This window comes from Parabacteroides sp. AF27-14, from assembly GCF_003635425.1.
Classification (GTDB): Bacteria; Bacteroidota; Bacteroidia; order Bacteroidales; family Tannerellaceae; genus Parabacteroides; species Parabacteroides distasonis.
Map to the genome: position 1 here is coordinate 63,968 of NZ_QTLZ01000016.1, position 20,318 is coordinate 84,285.

The window sequence follows — 20,318 nt, forward strand, 5'->3', positions numbered from 1 at the left end:
CTATGCAGTGTTACTGCAATAGGTGTTGCAGTATTACTGCACAGGCATTGCAGCATCACTGCAACCCGGGTTGCAGTGATGCTACTAAATTATCCTATATTCCTACTCAATAACTTTCGGACTTGCTCCTCCGTTAAATTCCGGCGGCTCGCATAATCTCTCATCTGCTCCTCATCGATAGAACCGATCATGAAATATTGAGAAGAGGGATGGGCAATATAAATCCCACTAACCGAAGCCGTAGGATACATGGCACCATTCTCGGTTAACGAAACACCAATTCGCGACATATCGAGCAATCCATCCAATGTGAAATTCAATAATTGATCCGGTAGAGAAGGGTAACCGATAGCCGGACGGATTCCTTGGTATTTCACCTTGTAAAGATCCGGGATAGACAAGGATTCGTCTTTAGCATATCCCCAATATTCTTTACGTACTTTCTCATGAAGATATTCGGCTGTAGCTTCCGCTAGGCGATCGGTCAAGGTTTGCAGCAACATTGAATTATAGGTATCGCCTTCTTCCTCAAATTTATCCTTCAAACAATCAGCGCCAGCTCCAGCGGTAACGACAAACGCCCCTACATAATCAGTTCGCTCCTCGGAAACCGGTATTACATAATCGGAAAGACATTTATAAATATTTTCCTCTTTTTTTACTTGCTGACGTAATAAAGGCAGCGCTATATCACCCATTCGGATCGTATCCCCTTCACTATTCGCTGAGAAAAATCCGTAAATCGCTTTACAATATTCAACCTTCATATTGACCAGCCGATCCAATAACCTAACAGCATCCTTGTATAATTGCATCGCCTCGATAGCCTTCGCACGATCTTTTTCCGGGAATCCGGCCAACCAAGAGGCACGACAAGAATCGCAACCATGTATCTGGGAGATTTCCGAGAAACGGCCATTCAATTTCCATGCGCTAAAAAAGAAGGTCCAGTGGATATAAGGAATCACCTTTTCTAAGGGGATATAAGGGATAACATGTACCCCCATCCGAGCTGGAACAACCGGTGTATACCCGGTCCAATCTATTTCAATCGGATGCTTACGAGCCTCTGAAAGAGAAGCCAAGGTCTCTTTCTTCTGCCCTAAAGAGGCACGCAAGGCTTCTTGTTCTTGTTCCAACTCCCTGATATAAGCGTCACGGGTATCTGGATTCAATAGTTTGGCGGCGATCAACGGATTCTGTGAGGCATCCAGCACATGAATCACCGGATAATCATAATGCGGAGCGATCTTCACCGCCGTATGCAATTTGGAGGTCGTAGCGCCACCCACCATCATAGGAATCGTAAGTCCCGCTTTCTGCATCTCGTCCGCAACATGCGCCATCTCTTCTAAAGAAGGGGTTATCAGGCCGGATAAGCAAACCAGATCCGGTTTCTCCTCGATCGCTTTCTTTATGATCACATCTGCGGGAACCATTACCCCTAAATCAATCACCTCGTAGTTATTACAAGACAATACGATAGAGACGATATTCTTACCGATATCATGTACATCCCCTTTTACCGTAGCGAAAATCACTTTACCGGCCTTCGCGGAGCCGGAAGCTTTCTTTTCAGACTCAATGGCCGGTTGTAAAATAGCCACGGCCTTTTTCATCGTACGTGCGGTCTTCACGACTTGAGGGAGAAACATCTTTCCGGCACCGAATAACTCGCCGACCTTATTCATTCCGCTCATTAACGGACCGTCAATTATATCCACGGCATGCGGATAAATCCGCAAGGCTTCTTGTAAATCGTCCTCCAAATAGTCTCCGATCCCTTTGATTAAGGCATGTTCCAAACGCTCCTTCAATGAAAGCTCACGCCAAGCCTCGTGCTTCTCCGGAGTTTCTCCGGAAGCTTGAACATGTAAATTTTGAGCATAAGTAATTAATTCCTCGGCAGCTTCCGGACGGCGTGCCAAGATCACGTCTTCCAACAAGGTACGGAACTCCGGCTCTATATCCTCATAAAGTACGGAGGTAGACGGATTCACGATACCCATATCCATCCCCTTCCCGATCGCATGATATAGAAATACGGAATGCATAGCCTCGCGTACATGATTGTTCCCCCGGAAAGAGAAAGATAAATTACTTACACCACCACTCACCTTCGCACCCGGCAAGTTCTTCTTGATCCATTCAACGGCACGGATAAACGCCAGACCATAGCCATTATGTTCCTCCATACCGGTAGCGATCGCCAATACATTCGGGTCAAAAATAATATCTTGGGGATTGAAATCGATCTTTTCAGTCAATAGGCGATAGGCCCGTTCACAAATCTCAATCTTTCTTTCATAGGTATCCGCCTGCCCCTTCTCATCGAAAGCCATCACGACCGCAGCCGCACCCAGTTGCTTAATACGGGCGGCATGTTTAAGGAAGACCTCCTCTCCTTCTTTCAAGGAGATGGAATTCACGATGCTCTTTCCTTGCACGCACATCAAGCCTTCCTCGATCACTTCCCATTTAGAAGAATCGATCATGACGGGTACACGGGCAATATCCGGTTCGGAGGCGATCAAGTTTAAGAATGTCTTCATTTCTTTCACGGCATCCAACATACCATCGTCCATATTGATATCGATCACTTGGGCGCCATCCTCCACTTGCTTACGAGCGATCGTCAACGCTTCCTCATAACTGCCTTCTTTTATCAAGCGTAAGAATTTCCGAGAACCGGCCACATTACAACGCTCTCCCACGTTCACGAAATTATTCTCCGGTTTCACCTCCAACAGTTCCAAGCCCGACAGCCACAGGCAATCCGGTTTCAAAGCCGGGATATGCGGTTTAGCTCCTTTCACCAACTCCGGATACCGGAAGATATGCGCCGGAGTCGTTCCGCAACAGCCTCCGATAATGTTCACTAATCCCTCTTCCACAAAAGGCTTCACATGTTGGGCCATTTTATCCGGCGTCTCGTCATAGGTACCAAAACTATTCGGCAATCCAGCGTTCGGATAAGCGCTGATATAATAGGGGGCATACTTCGCCAACTCTTGTAAATAGGGCTTCATATCCGCCGCTCCGAAAGAGCAGTTTAAGCCAACCGAAACAATATGTGTATGCTGTATGGAAGCCAAGAAGGCCAATAAAGTCTGTCCGGAAAATGTTCGTCCACCTTGCGCAGACAAAGTCAAAGACAACATAATAGGCAGGTCTTTTTCTTTCTCTTTCAACACGACCTCAGCCGCTTCCAATCCCGCTTTTACGTTCAACGTATCGAAAGTAGTCTCGAAAAGGATGATATCCACCCCGCCGTCAACAAGTCCCTCGACTTGCTCCTTGTAGGCATTATACAAATCTTTATAAGTGACGGCACGATAAGCGGGATCGCTTACATCTGGACTCATGGAAGCTGTCTTATTGGTAGGACCGATCGATCCGGCCACGAAGATCGTACGATCCGGATGCTCTGCCATATAGGTATCCGCCACTTCCCTCGACAATCGGCCGGCGGCCAGATTTATCTCACGTACATAGGCCTCCATCGCATAATCTGCCATGGAAATAGCATTCGCGTTAAACGTATTCGTAGCGAAGATATCCGCTCCCGCATCCAAATACTGACGATGAATAGACTGGATTACATCCGGGCGGGTGATACACAATAAATCATTATTCCCCTTCAATTGTCCCGGAAAATCGGCGAAACGTTCGCCTCGGTAATCTTGTTCGTTTAGTTTGAAACTTTGGATCATGGTACCCATACCACCATCCAAGATCAAAATGCGCTCATTCAAGAGTCGCAGAAATCGTTCCTTATTCATAAATATGTTTTACCTTTCTTGCGTACATATAACTATATCCCCGGAGGATCCATACCACAACGATGGCGAAAAACAGACGGGTAGGCACCACCCAAAGAACGGGTACCCCTATCGCGGCAAAGATGATCGTATCTTCCAACAGGGAATGGCACACGGCCAAATGATGGTTCAGCAAGTTGCCGTCACCGTAAGACAACTTCCTCTGCTCCATTTGCTCTACCATAATAGCCCCGCCATAAGCCAGTCCAACCACATTACCTACCAACCACAAAAAAGCGGCATCTTGAGGCAAGCCAAATAATCGCATCAGTGGAGAAAAGACCGAGGACAATCCTTTCATTAGATTAAACTCTTCCAATATATAATGAAGGATCATTAAAGCCGTAACAATTATCAAAATAGAAATCACCACCTTCATCGAGCTGGTAAACCAAAGTACGAATACTTCCAACCAATTATCGCATACAGCTGCGCTTTGAGCGATCCCGACCTGTCCCCATCCTTCATGGGGCATTACCCAATTCAAAGAAAAGGCGATCACGAAACTCATGATCAAACGGAGCAGCGTCATCTCCCAGAAAGAAGACCCGGTCTTTGCCTGTACGGAGGATTCTACCATTAGATTATGGGAAGTAAGGCACATCAATGCTAATATCGTAGCTTCACGGACTCCTAAAGACATCGAGGTGATCAAAGCGATCGGAGCATATAATGGGGAGAATATACTGGTTATAAAAACAATGGCTGTCTCCCCCGGCAGACCCACCAACGAGAACACGGGCACTAACCAATCCGAGATCTGACCTAATATTCCGGAATATTGCAATATACGGACCAATAAAGAAATAGGCAAAATAATCTTTAGCAGCCATAAACACGTCTTGCCTGCTTTAGGCAGAGCTTTCAGGATACATCCCCAAACCCTACCGATCACGCCTTGCCCTGTTTCCATCTCGACTTATCGTTTGAAAGCCCGATCCATCTCCCGTCGGTCGTCACGTTCCCGGATGGAGTCTCGCTTATCATATTCCTTTTTACCTCGTGCGATCGCGACGACTACTTTCGCCAATCCTTTCTCATTGATAAACAAACGAGTGGGAACGATCGTAAAACCACTGGCACGAACGGCGCCCTCGATCTTTCGTAATTCCTTTTTGGTAAGAAGTAATTTCCGGTCCCGCCGTGCGTTGTGATTATTGTACGTACCGTAAAAATATTCGGCGATGTACATATTCTTCACCCACAGTTCCCCTTTTTCCACGATACAAAACGTATCTACCAAACTCGCCTTCCCTAAACGGATCGATTTAATCTCCGTTCCGGTCAGTACGATCCCGGCCGTAAAAGTGTCGAGCAACTCGTAATCGAACGTCGCCCGCTTATTCTTTATCTGTATGTTATTACTAATCTTCTCTTTCATCTTGTGTTATTCTGTCAAAAACTCAAACCGGGCATCAGCATCGATAACAAAATCTCGATAACTGCCGGAGTCAGTAATATAATGGCGGTTGTAAATCCTACGAACTTCAGACGGATCTTCTCCTCGACTCCCATATACGGACCAGCGCCTTCCCAAACAATATAGAATGTATAAAGGATAAATATCCGCAAGAAGAAAAACTCGGGAAGCAACATCAATACGATATTCAAAGCGAACATCAACGATGAGGAATACCCGACGAAGCGCAACCACAGTTTCAAATCCTTCTCCCGTTTAAATATACCTTGCCATATCTCGTTCATCAGATAAGCCCCGAGGTAAAAACCACCGAACGAGGACACCAATGTCCGGATAGACGACTTCAAGGCCAGCTCTAAATCAAACTCCTTCCGCGTAAACAATACGCCCAGAAAAGCCGCGACGGTAACGAAGCCGATCAAAGGATACACGAATCGGGATAAGAACTCCTCCTGCTTCTCTCCTTTTTTCGCTAACAAGACCCACGCCTTCGCCGGCTGTGAGATGATAGCGATTACCCACCTAAATATCTCCTTATACATCTCTGTTTACTTTTAAATAGCAAAAGTATATATTTAATTCGTAAAACGCAACGTAAATACGTCGGTAGCCCCCCAAACACATGCGGTTGTATCCGCATTATAGCGTTCGGCGTAATTTATTTTAAAATTTATCACATTTTGCCCCTCACTACTCTCTATCGCTTTGGCTTGGTCCAAAAACTTATCGATCGTAAAAGCGGTCGTATTGATCCATTTAGTGGAATCGCCGGTACCCCCCTCTTGGGTTACCCGGAGATATAGGTTATAGATCCGTTGTCCGTCATCATCTTTTTCCACCTCCTGATCAGGGTTATAGGATAAATTGAAAATATCCTTTTGGTCTACCTGATGATTTATATGTCGGGTTTGCAAGAAGAAACGTCCTTCCAAATAAATACTTTTCTTAAAGTCCAGCGTAACCAGACGCTCCTTGTCCAATACAACCGTAGTATCAGTCAATGTCTCATGCAAAGGCCATACAGCGACCGAATCATACTTATAAATCTCAGCGTTGTAAACACCATTGCCCAATTCCTCGCTAAAATTCGTCTTGAAATCAACCACACAGCAGTCGCCATCTTTCAAATCCGTCCGATTCTCAAACTCAGAGGAAGAGACGATAAAGATCTCCCCTTGATCATCCGCCGTGTAGATACATCGCATAGGATTCTCACGTATCACTCCTACTCGATGATAATTGATGGAATTACTTCCATCCCCCATACAAGAGGTCATTAAGAAAAATAAGGATAAAAATAAGCCGTATAAAATTCGCTTTCTCATCTTCTTTAGTTTATAAGTAAAGGATCTGTTACTCCCCATGTAAACTGGGTACTATCTTTCGGATTAATTTGATCGATATAATGAATCCGAACATACATATCCGCGTCGCGTCCACCTTGTTCTCGCATATCCTTGATAAAATTCGCCAGATTAAAGGCATTGATAACCGCGATAGCCTCCTCTGCCTTATCCTCCGGCTTTCCGGTCGTAGCGGCAGCCCGTAAATATAAGGAATAAATTGATTTCCGATTTTCAACAACTGGTTGTTGAGTCGGATCATAAGTCAGTTGCCAATTTAAAGCCCGGTCTTTTGTTGTCCAACAGGCGGAAGGCAAAAACAAATAATCTTCCAATTTGACGTACAGAACAGAGTCGTTCGGATTAACCGCAAGTATCGGTTGCTCATTTGTCAATAGTTTATGCGTATCCGTAAGAGGACTCTCAGCGTTTTGCTGGTTAACGGCGGTTTCCCCTTGTATCGTCACCGTATAATACCCTTTTTGTTCCGCACCCGTATTTTCCGGCAAGCTAGGATCATAATCAAAACTCACCAACAAGCATTTACCCTCTGAGTATGAGCTCAGCTTCGTCGCATAGATCCAACCGAACCGGGTATTAGCCATCATCAACGCGCTATCTCCATGTTGACGAACCACAGCGGCGGTCGTTCCCGGATTATAGACGTTATTTATGTCTTTTAGGCAAGAGGTAAACAGACCCATGATAACCGCCACCCAGACAAAACCTATTAAATTCTTGTATCTCATTTCACAATACTCCTCTTAAAGTACGCAAAGATACGATCTTTACCCATATACATAAAAAAAACGGCAAAAAAATAGGGCGTATCGATAATCTTCTTATCGGTACGCCCTCAACTTCTATACTAATTTCTTTATGAGTTTTTCACGACTTGGAATAGAACGGTATAAGAAGCCCATTTCAAATCCGTACTATCTTTTTCATTAATCGTATTTAGATAATTGACCTTAAGATTAAAAGACTTTGAATCTTTATTAGCCTCAGCGCTATTCACAGACTCCAATACAGACTTAACATTAAACGCACGGACTTCTCCTATGGATGATGCAGCAGAACCTGTTCCGTCCGCTACTTTAGCGACACGCAAGAACAAGTCATATGTCGGGACATTATCCACCATAGTAGGCTCCTTTGAACGATCCCAATATAAAGTATAAGAATTTTTCTGATCCTTAAACATATCCATTGTTATAAAGAAGAATAAATAACCGTCTACATACACCCCATAGTCGCCATTGCTAAATAGGTTTTTTACAGGTATCTCATTCTGAAGTAAGCTGGCCGAATCTGGCACATTATAAAAGACTGGCTGTCCTTTTGTTATCTCATCTGCCACAGAGATTGTCGCTGTTAAATAACCATTTGTCGCCGCATTCGCATTCTCCGGAGAATTTAGGTCTAATTCATAGTTGATCAAGTAACAAGCTCCGTCAACTACTTGTGCCGATAAAGACGGAGAGTATAATGCTCCCATATTTGTATTCAGTACCGTTTTATATGTCTTTTCAGAAAGACCTGCGACACCAAAGCCGGCACGAGTCACCGTATTATTCGATTCTCCAAGACAAGAGGTCAACAACAATAATGACGCAGCCGCCGCTGCTCCAATTAATTTAAATGCTTTCATAATTCAATTTTTCTATTTTTAAGTATTTGTATTTACACTGTTAATCTATCGAGTATTAAAAACCAAAACGAAATCCGAACTGAAGGCTCATGTTAAACGGCTTCTCCGAATGGATGGTTTCGATCTCGCTACCATTATCAAAATAATAGCTGGCTCCCACCTCAGCGAAAGCGCTTACAAAACGGATAATCGGATAACTTACACCCGCACGGGCATTTACAGACCATAGCCATTCTTTCATTCGAATATGTTCGCTTTGCTTTGCGATCTCTACCTCATCCGAGAATAATTTCATTCTACGTTTGCCTGCGACATTCACTTCCGCCATACCTCCGGCAGAGGCGTAAAACATAAAACGATTCCATTCCGCGATCTTATAAGTCAATGATAATGGAATTCCTATAAAATGCAATCGCTGATCATTCTCTATATGATACGTATTATTCGTACTCCACTCCGATCTTAAGTAAGAATAAGTTAATCCAGTCTGCAAAGAAAAACGATTATTCAAATAACGACTAATTGAGATCCCCACCCCAATAGGCGTCTTATGATGAATATCCGTCTTAGCAGGATCTTTCTTCTCCGCATCGAACGAATTTAAGCTCATCAGATTCTCACTCTTAAGCACGCTGCTATTCGTCACATACTGAGGGACCAGATTATCAGCGCCCATAGAAAGACCTCCACCTCCCATACCGAACCCCCATTTCCGGGACGCAGTCTTCTCCGGCTTCTTTTTAGCAACAGGAGTAGCATCCGCGACAAGTACATCATTCTTGAGAACAACTATCTCATCATTATTCCTTTCAACCTCCGGCTCAACGGTATCTTTCTCATTCGCCGGTATATCAGCAGACATTACCTCCGACTCAGAAATAGGCCGATCCTCTGCGCTCTCTACATTTTGCCGGAACGCTGCCATCCTAGCCTTAGCTCCCACTTTAACCGCTCCAGATGCCGCTTTTGCCTTCACGACCGCAGCAGCAGGAATAGTCGCTAATACGGGTGCTTGCTCCATCGTTTTCTCTACCGGAACAACCGGGGTATCCACGGATGTCGACTCTTGTGAAGACTGTATTTCTTGGGCTATAGGTAGATCTTCCATCTCCCTGTCATATAAATAGATACCACCCGATACGACCAATAAGGAGATCACGGCGGCGGCAACCCAGTAGCGAAGCGTACGACGCAAAGGAACCGGAGCCTTTCCGGGCAATCGATCGGCTATAGCCTCCCAGTCGCCGGGTAGCGTATCCATCTCGAAATCCTCTAGCTTCGATCGGATCGCGTCATCCCATATATCTCTTTCCTTTTTACTCATCTTATCTCAATACAATGCGTTAATTCTACGTTGTAATAACTGCTTGGCACGGGTATATTGGGAACGGGAAGTACTCTCTGTTATGTTCAACATCTCACTGATCTCCTTATGAGAATATCCCTCTATCGCGAACATATTGAATACGGTACGGAAGCCAACCGGCAACTCCTTCACTAGATTCATCAACTCAGCCGCCGACATGTCCGAGATAGCCGAACTATCGGGTTGAATCAGTTCCGCCGTATTGTCAAGATCGGTCGCTTCACGCAACACATCCGACTTTCGCAGATATTCCAACGCACAATTAACAAAGATCTTCCGCATCCACCCCTCAAATGAACCACTCCCTGTATAGGAATCCATACTGGTAAAGATTTTCACGAAGCCATCCTGCAACAAATCACGAGCCGTTTCCCTGTCGTTCACATAACGAAGGCAAACTCCCATCATTTTTCGGGAATACGCATCATAAAGCTCTTTTTGAGCTCGTCTCTCCCCCTTCCGACAACCCTCTATCAGTTGTAGCTCATTCATTCAGTCGTGCCTTGAACGTCTCCCTTCTGGAGACTGTACAATATTAGGATGTAAATAATTAAACAAACGCTGCATTCCGTAGAAAAATTATTTCATAAACAGGGCGGACACTCCGGCCCGCCCTCACGGAACATCTGCAAAGATAAGATGTTCTTATGAATTTCCATGTTAATGAGCGTGAGTATGCTCACTTTTTTTCGCCGGAGGTACCGGACAGCCGGCGCCATTATCTACCGGAACCGCTTCCATACCGATCTTTTTGAAGGCCGCGGCCAAGCGGGTCTTCGAAGTCTTATCCGTCTTGTAAGTCACAATGGCCGTACGGGTGCTCAGATCACATTTCAAGTCGGTCACTCCTTTCTCGAAAGCGATATTTTTCTCGATCTTCTTGATACAGTGATCACAATCCATCGCTTCGATAAAGAATGTCACAGAGTCCTTCTTCTTTTTCGCTTCTTGGGCGAATGTCATCGATACCGTACATACGGCACAAAATAGCAACATAATTAATCGTCTCATAATCAATTGTTTTTTAATATTAACAGTTCTAATTATCCATTCATATCTACCAAAAGAAAAGCACCACTATAGGCATCGGGCTACACGTATATAGGCGTAGGGGCACACCAGTATACGCATAGGCCTACACGTATATACGTACGGGCTTATACGTATATACGTGTCAATCCCTGCTTATATTAAAGCGGATACCCGCATAAATTTTCCGTCCATGCACCGGTCCCCACACCATAGATCCATCGAAGTTATCCCCTCTGGGATTGCTGGCATCGATAATCGGATTCGGTTGTTTGTAATTAAACAGGTTCTCCGCTCCCACGTAAATAGACCATTGACGGAAATATTTCGTAATCTGCGCATTCACAACCGTATAAGCCTTAAAATTCGGCTCCCATAACGGATTAGACGCATCCGGTGTCGGCATACGACCGCCTCCATTAAACTGGCCGGTCAAATCAAACTGCCATTTTTTCAACGGGGTTTGATAAGAAGCGGTCAATAAACCTTTATAATCACTAACCAACGGCTTTTTCAATCGATGCGCCACACCCTCCTCATTCCGGTAATCGGTCTTCACGTCCGTATAACGATAAGCGGCCGTTAACGTAAATCCCCGGAAAAAAGGATAGGAAGCCTCCACTTGGAAGCTATTCGAATAGGAACGCCCATCCAGATTGTAGAAACGAACCGCATGAGGATCACTATCCATATCCACCACGATTTGCTTCAAGAAATCGGTATAATACCATTCCCCGCTCAAGCTCAGTTCCTTCCCGAACAAAGGTATATAAAATGACAGATTCAGACCGGTATTCCACGCTTCTTCTTGATCCAGATTGTCGGCGATATACATTTTTCGACTACTGGATAACAAAAAGTTGTTCTCTGCCAGCACATTCGCTGTCCGGAATCCTTTACCTGCCGAAGCCCGGATATGGAACCAGTCAAAAGGATTATATTTAATATGTACACGAGGGGTTACAAAGAAATCATACAACGTACTATAATCCGCACGTACACCCGCCAATAAGATCAGTTTATCATTCAGATTGAACGTATATTGGGCATAAGCTCCCGGCACGACTTCCGTACGGTCATAGGCATGACGGACCGACTCTCCTCCCGCATATTGAACCAGATTCTCGTCGAAACCATCATAGTTCATACTTAATCCGGTACTCAAGCTATGCATCGGCGTAAACTCCTTTTCATACAGCAAACTGGCATATACATTATTCTGATATACATTATAGGGCGTACGGTCATATCTTGATTTTTGCTCATGATAAGAACCGGAAAGTATCAATGCCACGCTCTCTACCTTTTCCTTATCGATAATATAGGCCTGCTTCGTAAATAATTCGGCCCGGTTCGTATTTAAATGAATCCGATACGGGTCGGTGAAATCATGGTGTTTCGTATCCTGCCCACCGGTACGGCTCTCATGCAGATAGCGAACTCCGTATTGAGCCACGTATTTATCCAATTTATGATACCAACGATTCATTACGTTCACCTGTTCCCTTAGCGGCGTATCGAGAAAACCATCGTCATTACCGTCATGTTGCATTTTATCATTCGAGTAGTGTACCAATAAACCGGTAGAGAGCTTGTCGTTGATATGCCAAGAAGCATCCGCATTCCCTTCATAACGTCCGGCATCACTAGCGAACACATTAGCAGAGAAAATATCCGCCGTAGGGGGCTTCTTGAATTCCACGTTGATTTGTCCGGCCAACGCCTCATACCCATTCTTAACCGAAGAGGTTCCTTTAGACACCTGAATACTTTCCATCCAAGCTCCCGGAACATAATCCAGCCCATATAAGGAAGCGGCCCCCCGGAAATTCGGGTAATTCTCGGTCAACATTTGTACGTAGGTTCCCGCCAATCCCAACAGCTTAATTTGCCGGGCACCTGTAGCCGCATCCGAGTACGATACATCGACAGACGGATTTGTCTCAAAGCTCTCCGCCAGATTACAGCAGGCCGCACGGCAAATCTCATCGTACGTAATTTTCTGAGTTTGCAATACGCTCGTACGGGAAGCGATGGTTCCCATCTTGCGCTCACTAACCACGACCTCATCCAAGGCGATCTCACCTTTTAAGATAATCTGCATAGCATCGTCCTTCTCATCCACAGGGGTGACCTCAGTCATATAACCGATATAGCTAACCACCAGATTCTTGGAGTCACCTTTTCGTTCTAACTCGAAATTTCCATCCACATCGGACGTGGTTCCATTTTGGGTTCCTTCCCAATATACATTTGCACCGATAATAGGTTGTTTGTTTTCATCACATACACGTCCTTTCACTTTCTTGCCGGAATCCTCGGCCCAAGTCAAAGTAAAAGTCAAACAGGGCAGTAAAAATATCAGATATAATTGTCTTAACATGATAGTTGTTATTTGATTGAATCGTTAAATACATGCTTCCGCAGGGATAGAGCATCCCCTACCTTAAAAACCAAAGGGTATTTAGCGAGCAGCTTCCACCCTCACGAATACAATCAAATCAAAAGCGTAGTCAATAAAGAAAGGTACACACGAGGACAGGATACGGGAAGACCTGTCACCCTAATCTCATAGGAATCAGCAAATAAGGAAGCAATTTGTAAACTCTCGAAAATAGAGGAGAAGAGCAAATCATGTACGACTGGTTGCAGATCCGGTACTTGTATATTTACAGAATTCCAATCAAAATCAACCCGTTCAATGCCACAGCCGTTCATGCCACAACACTCCACCGTATTATTCGCAAGATTATCACGACTATGATCATGTCCATGAATCTCACAGCACTTAGCTTCCAATAAAGCCTCCACTCCCTCTTTCTCGCAAACGCCACAACAATAAGATACGAAATTAACCCCCGCTCCCCCATAAAAGATCAAGGAAGCAAGAATTACAAGAAACAGGGATGTGGCAAATCGTCTCATATGCCGCAAAAATAAGCAAAAAAACTCGAAATCAAAATGCCCCCTTTACTTGATAAATTTAGACAGGTAATAATAGGTATCCGGAGAAGGTTCACTCTCTATCCGGTAACGGGTGGAAGCCGTTACAGAAAATGTATACCCACGTTCAGACTCCACATCGATAGGAAGAAAAAGCTCGTTGCCATAAATATTCGTAGCTAATATGGATTTTGCCGAAGCCGTGTCGATCGAATCCGTCAATGAATAATAAACGGTATAAGTTAAATCCTGCTTTTCCGACACAGGTTTCTGCCAAGTTAAATGCAACTCATCATCTAAACGTTCCACTTTGATGCCCTCCGGAGCGGCAGGTACCGAATCATTCAGCCAAGTCAACGGAGGCAATTGGGCCGGATACTTATAGTAATTGTCTCTCAACTCTTTATAGAGTCCCTTATCATTATACAGGACATTTCCACAACGAAAGAACGCACAGCCGGCTCCTCCGTAATAACGGCTATAATCGATCTGGTCCGTTATATCATTCACGGCCCAGTCCGCCTCACTCTTGTCCATCCGATAAGCTCCCAAGCCGGGTACGACCAAACGCCCGTTACAATTATCCACCCAATTATCCACGAAAGGAAAGAAATTCTTATGCAGGTAATACATCATCGGAACAATCATATCTTGTTTACCTTGTTGCATCCACATCTTCGGGTCTTGGAAGACACTTTCGTAAGCGGTCCAACCCGCGTTAGGTACCCGTTCAATACGATTATATTTCCCGAGTGGCGAACTGCTCACCTGTACCCAAGGTTTCGTTTGCTTTACCCAATCGTAAATACGGTAAACCATCCGGTTGATATTCTCCCTACGCCAGTCTGCCAAAGACTTTTTCTTACCGGATCTATTATACAGCGCTTTATCCGGGAATGTTTTCGCCTCTTCGGGATAGCGGATATAATCGAAATGGATACCATCTATATCATAGCCATTCACGATCTCCTTGACTAAGGATAATATATAATCAGCGGTCTCCGGTACGCCGGGGTCCAAATACCACTCTCCATTATGCCGTTTGCAGAGTTTTGGTTTCTTTTTAACCACGGAAAGCTTTCCTTGCTCCTTCACGCTTTTTTCCGTTCCCAACGGGAAAGTCACGAACCACGCATGGCATTCCATTCCCCGCTTATGGCATTCATCAACGACAAAAGCGAGTGGATCATATCCCGGTAATTCTCCATACTTACCGGAGAATGTCTTACTGACTGGTTCGATAGCCGAACGATACATCACGTCTCCCCTCAAGCGAGCCTGAATGAAGACCATATTAAAATTCGCTTCTTGAAGCCGGTCCAAGATATCAAGCAATGCCTGTTGCTGGGCTTTTCGTCCCGCCTCGGTAGTAGCCGGTTTATGAGGCCAATCCAGACCATAAACCGTAGTCAACCAAACCGCACGAATTTCCTTTTTGGGAGGCTCTACCGCTTGTAACAGACAAAAAACGGGTAAAGCCAGCGACAGGATAAGCAACAGACAAAACTTTCTCATCTTTATAATGCCTTATTGAGCCCGCGAATGTAGTATTTTTTGAGTCTCTTCCGGTAAATCAGTCGTAATAAAATCGACTCCCAGATCGATCATCTCTTCCATTAATTTAGGGTCATCTACGGTCCAGACATTCGAAGTCATGCCTAGGACTTTACAATCCTTCACCCAATCCGGATGAGATTGCAAGACTTTATAATGGTAGTCTAATCCTGTAAAACCAAGCTCTTTCAATTCCATCGGGGATAATTCTCCATTCAGATAAGAAACCTCAGATTTCGGACATAGACGGATGAATTCTTTACAAGCATCCATATTAAAAGATATATAATCCGTACGTTTCGCTAATTTCATACGCTTCACCATATCTACAACAGCTTTAGCAGCCTCACGGTTGCGTTCCGGGGTCTCATGAGCTTTCAGTTCTAAAACTAACCGGACATTCTTCAATTTCTTCGCACGTTTCAAATATTGCTCTAAAGTAGGGAGCTTTTCGCCGTTGCTCAATTGCAAATCTTTCAATTCATCATAAGTACAGGATTGAATATGTTTTCCTTGGATATCATTATCATGGAATATTACCAGCACATTGTCCGCCGTAAGATGTACGTCGAATTCCGAGCCATAGGCACCAATCTCGCTGGCACGTTCCAAAGAACGGATAGAGTTCTGAGCAGAGCCCTCCGTTTTCCAATACCCCCGATGGGCGATCACTTTCGTGTTATCCTTTGCCGCTACCATTCCTGCCATCATCAGGCAAAGTAGCAAAAGAAGAGTAGATTTTAAATTCATGGAAATTAAATTAGTTGACAAATGACAAGTGACAGTTGATAGTTGACAAGTGACAGTTGACAGTTAAATACCGCTTGTCGCAACTGTCAACTATCAATTGTCAACTGTCAACTATTTTCCGATCTCTGATAAATAACGTTCAGCCTCGATAGCAGCCTTACAACCACTTCCCGCAGCGGTAATAGCTTGACGATAATGGGGATCAGCGACATCTCCAGCAGCAAACACACCCGGAACTTTCGTTCGGGGAGTTCCCGGAACTGTCTCGATATAACCGATCTCGTCCGTATCTATCCATGGCTTGAAGATATCCGAATTAGGTTTATGGCCAATCGCCAAGAAGAAACCATCGATAGCGATATCCACTTTCTCCTCATCCGGCTCTCCCATACGTTTTACCAAATGAGCACCCTCCACGCCATTCTCTCCAAACAAACCTAAGGTATTATGCTCGAAAAGTACCGTGATATTCGGAGTCTTGAAGACACGTTCTTGCATTACTTTTGAAGCACGCAAATAGGGTTTACGCACGATCAAGTAAACCTGCTTCGCCAAACCAGCCAAGTAAATCGCTTCCTCACAGGCCGTATCTCCACCACCCACTACCGCTACCGTCTTTTTACGATAGAAGAAACCATCGCAAGTAGCGCAAGCGGATACACCCATACCCGCATATTTATGCTCATCCGGAAGACCCAGATACTTCGCGGAAGCACCCGTAGCGATAATCAAAGTCTCCGTCTCGATCACTTTCTCACCATCAATCGTAATTTTATAAGGAGCCTCACCCAAATCAGCGGCGGTAGCGATACCGAAACGGATATCCGCACCAAAACGGACGGCTTGTTTTTTTAAATCTTCCATTAACTCAGGACCGGTTATACCGTCCGGATATCCCGGGAAATTCTCCACCTCCGTAGTTGTTGTTAATTGTCCCCCCGGCTGTATTCCTTCATAAAGCACCGGAGATAAATTTGCACGGGAAGCATAAATCGCTGCCGTATAACCTGCTGGACCCGAGCCTATAATAAGGCAACGTACTTTCTCATTCACTGAATCGCTCATAGTATCTAAGTATTAATTATCAATTTTCAATTCTCTATTATCGAAGGTCTATCACCTCTACGTCCGGATAATCCCCTTCGTTAAAAACAAAAAAACGATCCGGTTGGTTTATACCTGTTTTCAATTGGCTGATCTGGATCGTACTGCTAACGCCGTTTTTAGAAGTAACCGTGATACGAGCCGGGAAATTTGAATATTTCTCGATTTGCAACTCCACTTTCACGATATCCCCTTTTTTCTTCGGTGTCAATTCCACATCGTAAGCGGCTTTTCCGTTCGGTGCCGTACTCTCGCCTTTATATGTTGCCGTGAATCCTTTCTTATAACTATTTAATAAAAGAGCAGGATTCGTAAATTGTAACTCCTCTCCCGTAGGATTCGTCACGTTCACCTCATCGTTCCGTTCCACATACGTCCATTGCGTCGTACCATTAAACCAAGTAAGCGCATCCGGCGTGACTAATGTAAACTTATCACCTTTCATCTGGATGGTTCCCTCAAAACTCTCTCCCGCATTTTGACCGGCAGAACGGGTAAACATCGTAAAAGAAGCGCTTATCCCGTTCGAATTCTCATAAGCAGCAGCAGCCTTCCCCAAGATATCATTCGCGTTCTGGGCATGCGCCCCCACTCCTAACCCCAACAGGAAACACAAGAATAATCCGACAAACGCGATACACCGCCACACTCTTATTTTATGTTCTCTTCTCATATTTATTTCAAAGCATTTAATACTTGCTCCAACGAATACTCATCTTGCACCAATACTTGACGTGCCTTACTTCCCTCAAACGGGCCAACAATACCGGCAGCCTCCAATTGATCCATCAAACGTCCGGCACGATTATAACCGATAGCGAATTTACGCTGGATCAAAGAAGTAGAACCTTGTTGCTGAATCACGATCAAGCGAGCCGCCTCGTCAAATAAGGGGTCTCGATCTGATAAATCGACAGCTCCCGAAGTCGATGCCTCTCCCCCTTCCGGTACATAGTCCGGAAGCAGATAAGCGGTTTGGAAGCCAGCCTGCTCACCGATATAATCCACGATATCCTCCACCTCGGGCGTATCTACAAAAGCGCATTGCACACGAACCGGCTCTTGTCCCGCCACGACAATCAACATATCGCCCCGTCCGATCAAACGGTTAGCGCCCGGAGCATCCAGAATCGTACGTGAATCGATCATAGAAGCAACCTTAAAGGCAATACGGCTCGGAAAGTTACTCTTGATCGTACCGGTAATCACCTTTGTATCCGGGCGTTGCGTAGCCAAGATCATATGGATACCTACCGCACGTGCCTTCGCCGCAATACGAGAGATAGGCAACTCGATCTCACGTCCGGCCACCGCGATCAAGTCGGCAAACTCATCCACCACTGCCACAATATAGGGTAAGAAGCGATGTCCCTTCTGCGGGTTCAACCGCCGTTCGATAAACTTAGCGTTGTATTCCTTTATATTACGAACATTCGCGTTCACCAGTAAACGGTACCGGTCTTCCATCTCGATCACCAACGAGTTCAATGTAGCGACAGCGTCAGCTGGCTCCGTAACGATCGGCTTCTCCGCATTCGGAAGTTTCGCCAGATAATGACGTTCTATCTTGGAATAGATACTAAACTCAACCATTTTCGGGTCTACCATCACGAATTTCAACTCCGATGGATGCTTCTTATATAATAAGGAAGTGATGATCGCATTTAGACCGACAGACTTACCTTGTCCCGTAGCACCGGCTACCAATAGATGCGGTGTCTTACAAAGATCGAACATGAACACCTCGTTCGTAATCGTCTTACCCATCGCCACAGGCAACTCATACTTACCCTCAACGAATCGGCGTGAAGCGATAACAGATTGCATCGATACCGTCTGAGGATTCTTATTCGGCACCTCGATACCGATCGTTCCCTTTCCGGGCATCGGGGCGATAATACGGATCTGCAAAGCGGATAAACTCAAGGCGATATCATCCTCCAAGTTCTTGATCTTAGAAATACGGACACCCGCCTCGGGTACAATCTCATAAAGCGTAACCGTAGGTCCGACTGTCGCTTTGATCGAAGCGATCTTTATATTGAAATCTTCCAAGGCTTGCTTGATCAAGCGTTGGTTTTCCGCCAATTCGTCCCGATTGATCTCCATGCTCCCACTATCATACGCTTTCAGCAAGTCCAAGGTAGGGAATACATAACGGGAAAGATCCAAACGGGGATCATACGTACCCAAGGCCGAGGCATCGTAGGTCTCATCATTACCGGCGGCAACTTCCACCGTAAATCCGGCATCCTCCTCATCCTCTGACTCCGGGGTATTTATCTCATCTGTCTTTTCATTTATCGGATCGTCGTCACCTTGAGCGATCGTAACTACTAAATCATCAGCAACAGCGACCTCTTCGTTCTTATATTCCGGTACTGTTTTACGGTTTTCTTTCCCTTCGGCTTTCAACAATTCAGCCTCCGTATCGAACTCCTCATACTCATCCATTTCCGGTTGTTCATCCGGTTGCTCTACGACAGGCTTAGAGCGAGGAATTACATTATCCTCCTTTTCCGTCTGATCGACATCTACCTCGCCTTCACGTTTCAAACGATCTTTCACCCAACCTAAAGAAAATACGCGCTGTAAGAACGGGATTGTCTTCTTACTGGTAAAAATAGCGATGATTAAGAATGAGCCTAATAAAAGCAAGATCGTACCGGGGATTCCGATATTGGTAATAAACATCTCCGAGATGTAATATCCGTGTTGACCGCCTAGATAAATAAACGTATCCTCATATCCCTTGATAAATATAAAAGCAAAAAACACAGATCCCCAGATCAACGCCGAAGCGCTAAACAAAAAACGCCTCAACAAGGATACTTTATTTAAGTTCATGAGTTTCGCCCCAACCGATCCCAAGAAAAAGAGGATCATAAAAGAAGAGATACCGAACCAACGATTCATCAACAGATCAGACAAATACGCCCCGCGTACGCCCGTCCAATTCTCTACCGATCCTCGATTGATCAATAAATCACCTAAAGGAACATTCTCTATTTTGCTTTGATCGGCAGCTCCTGTAAAGAAAAACGAAATCAAGGCAAGCCCTACGTAAATGGTTAGTATAGAGATAATCAAACCTGTAATGAAACGGGTCCGTTCATTTGTAAAAAAAGTCTTCAAGGCTGCGAACCAGCTCGGTTCTGTATGATTTTGCTTCGTTGTTGTTGTCTTCTTTGCCATAAATAGTTTCTCAATAATTCTTTTATAACACGCAAATGTACATAGAAAAATCGAGTCTGACGAACCTTTGAAAAAAAGACGTACGTGTTTTCTGAAAAACATGTACATGTTTTTACGGAAAGACGTACATGTTTTTAGGGAT

17 protein-coding genes are annotated in these 20,318 nt (G+C 44.7%); all 17 read right to left on the reverse strand.

From position 1 onward, the window contains the following. Positions 1 to 89: 89 nt before the first annotated feature. The 17 genes from metH to DWY79_RS15675 all read right to left on the reverse strand — a co-directional run bounded on the left by metH (position 90) and on the right by DWY79_RS15675 (position 20,176). The gene (metH, locus tag DWY79_RS15590) at positions 90 to 3,782 is read right to left on the reverse strand and encodes a methionine synthase (RefSeq protein WP_122369660.1); all 3,693 of its coding nucleotides are present in this window, start codon (positions 3,780 to 3,782) and stop codon (positions 90 to 92) included. Continuing rightward, positions 3,775 to 4,734, reverse strand: coding sequence for a nucleoside recognition domain-containing protein (locus DWY79_RS15595; RefSeq protein ID WP_005865195.1), 960 nt, complete (start codon positions 4,732 to 4,734; stop codon positions 3,775 to 3,777). The genes metH and DWY79_RS15595 overlap by 8 nt, the downstream gene beginning before the upstream one ends. 6 nt (positions 4,735 to 4,740) lie before the next feature. Then, positions 4,741 to 5,202, reverse strand: coding sequence for an SsrA-binding protein SmpB (smpB, locus tag DWY79_RS15600; RefSeq protein ID WP_005855460.1), 462 nt, complete (start codon positions 5,200 to 5,202; stop codon positions 4,741 to 4,743). 14 nt (positions 5,203 to 5,216) lie between these two features. Continuing rightward, complete coding sequence (locus DWY79_RS15605; RefSeq protein WP_005865193.1) at positions 5,217 to 5,783, reverse strand: YIP1 family protein; 567 nt, start codon at positions 5,781 to 5,783, stop codon at positions 5,217 to 5,219. Between the two features lie 33 nt (positions 5,784 to 5,816). Continuing rightward, a complete protein-coding gene (locus DWY79_RS15610; RefSeq protein ID WP_122369662.1) occupies positions 5,817 to 6,566 on the reverse strand; it encodes a hypothetical protein in 750 nt (249 codons plus the stop codon). Positions 6,567 to 6,571: 5 nt separating this feature from the next. Then, a complete protein-coding gene (locus DWY79_RS15615) occupies positions 6,572 to 7,333 on the reverse strand; it encodes a hypothetical protein (RefSeq protein ID WP_048927726.1) in 762 nt (253 codons plus the stop codon). Positions 7,334 to 7,461: 128 nt separating this feature from the next. Next, positions 7,462 to 8,235 (reverse strand): hypothetical protein, encoded by a 774-nt coding sequence (locus DWY79_RS15620; protein ID WP_005865187.1) that lies wholly within the window; start codon positions 8,233 to 8,235, stop codon positions 7,462 to 7,464. Positions 8,236 to 8,290: 55 nt separating this feature from the next. Continuing rightward, a complete protein-coding gene (locus DWY79_RS15625) occupies positions 8,291 to 9,559 on the reverse strand; it encodes a porin family protein (RefSeq protein WP_005865185.1) in 1,269 nt (422 codons plus the stop codon). Between the two features lie 6 nt (positions 9,560 to 9,565). Then, positions 9,566 to 10,093: an RNA polymerase sigma factor gene (locus DWY79_RS15630; RefSeq protein WP_005865183.1), complete on the reverse strand. Its 528-nt coding sequence runs from the start codon at positions 10,091 to 10,093 to the stop codon at positions 9,566 to 9,568. A 168-nt stretch (positions 10,094 to 10,261) separates the two neighbouring features. After that, positions 10,262 to 10,612 (reverse strand): cation transporter, encoded by a 351-nt coding sequence (locus DWY79_RS15635; RefSeq protein WP_022193096.1) that lies wholly within the window; start codon positions 10,610 to 10,612, stop codon positions 10,262 to 10,264. Between the two features lie 163 nt (positions 10,613 to 10,775). Further along, on the reverse strand, positions 10,776 to 13,013 hold the full coding sequence (locus tag DWY79_RS15640) for a TonB-dependent siderophore receptor (RefSeq protein WP_122369664.1): 2,238 nt from the start codon (positions 13,011 to 13,013) through the stop codon (positions 10,776 to 10,778). 113 nt (positions 13,014 to 13,126) lie between these two features. Then, a complete protein-coding gene (locus DWY79_RS15645; RefSeq protein ID WP_122369686.1) occupies positions 13,127 to 13,555 on the reverse strand; it encodes a hypothetical protein in 429 nt (142 codons plus the stop codon). Between the two features lie 45 nt (positions 13,556 to 13,600). After that, positions 13,601 to 15,088, reverse strand: coding sequence for a glycoside hydrolase family 10 protein (locus DWY79_RS15650; RefSeq protein ID WP_008771635.1), 1,488 nt, complete (start codon positions 15,086 to 15,088; stop codon positions 13,601 to 13,603). A 12-nt stretch (positions 15,089 to 15,100) separates the two neighbouring features. After that, complete coding sequence (locus DWY79_RS15655; RefSeq protein ID WP_122369666.1) at positions 15,101 to 15,877, reverse strand: glycerophosphodiester phosphodiesterase family protein; 777 nt, start codon at positions 15,875 to 15,877, stop codon at positions 15,101 to 15,103. 111 nt (positions 15,878 to 15,988) lie between these two features. Beyond that, positions 15,989 to 16,942 (reverse strand): thioredoxin-disulfide reductase, encoded by a 954-nt coding sequence (gene trxB / locus DWY79_RS15665; RefSeq protein WP_005865171.1) that lies wholly within the window; start codon positions 16,940 to 16,942, stop codon positions 15,989 to 15,991. 37 nt (positions 16,943 to 16,979) lie between these two features. Then, positions 16,980 to 17,654 carry a LolA-like putative outer membrane lipoprotein chaperone gene (locus tag DWY79_RS15670; protein WP_121961075.1) on the reverse strand — a complete coding sequence of 225 codons (675 nt, stop codon included), beginning with the start codon at positions 17,652 to 17,654 and terminating at the stop codon, positions 16,980 to 16,982. Between the two features lie 2 nt (positions 17,655 to 17,656). Next, positions 17,657 to 20,176, reverse strand: a complete 2,520-nt coding sequence (locus DWY79_RS15675) for a DNA translocase FtsK (RefSeq protein WP_122369668.1) — start codon at positions 20,174 to 20,176, stop codon at positions 17,657 to 17,659. Positions 20,177 to 20,318: the final 142 nt, after the last annotated feature.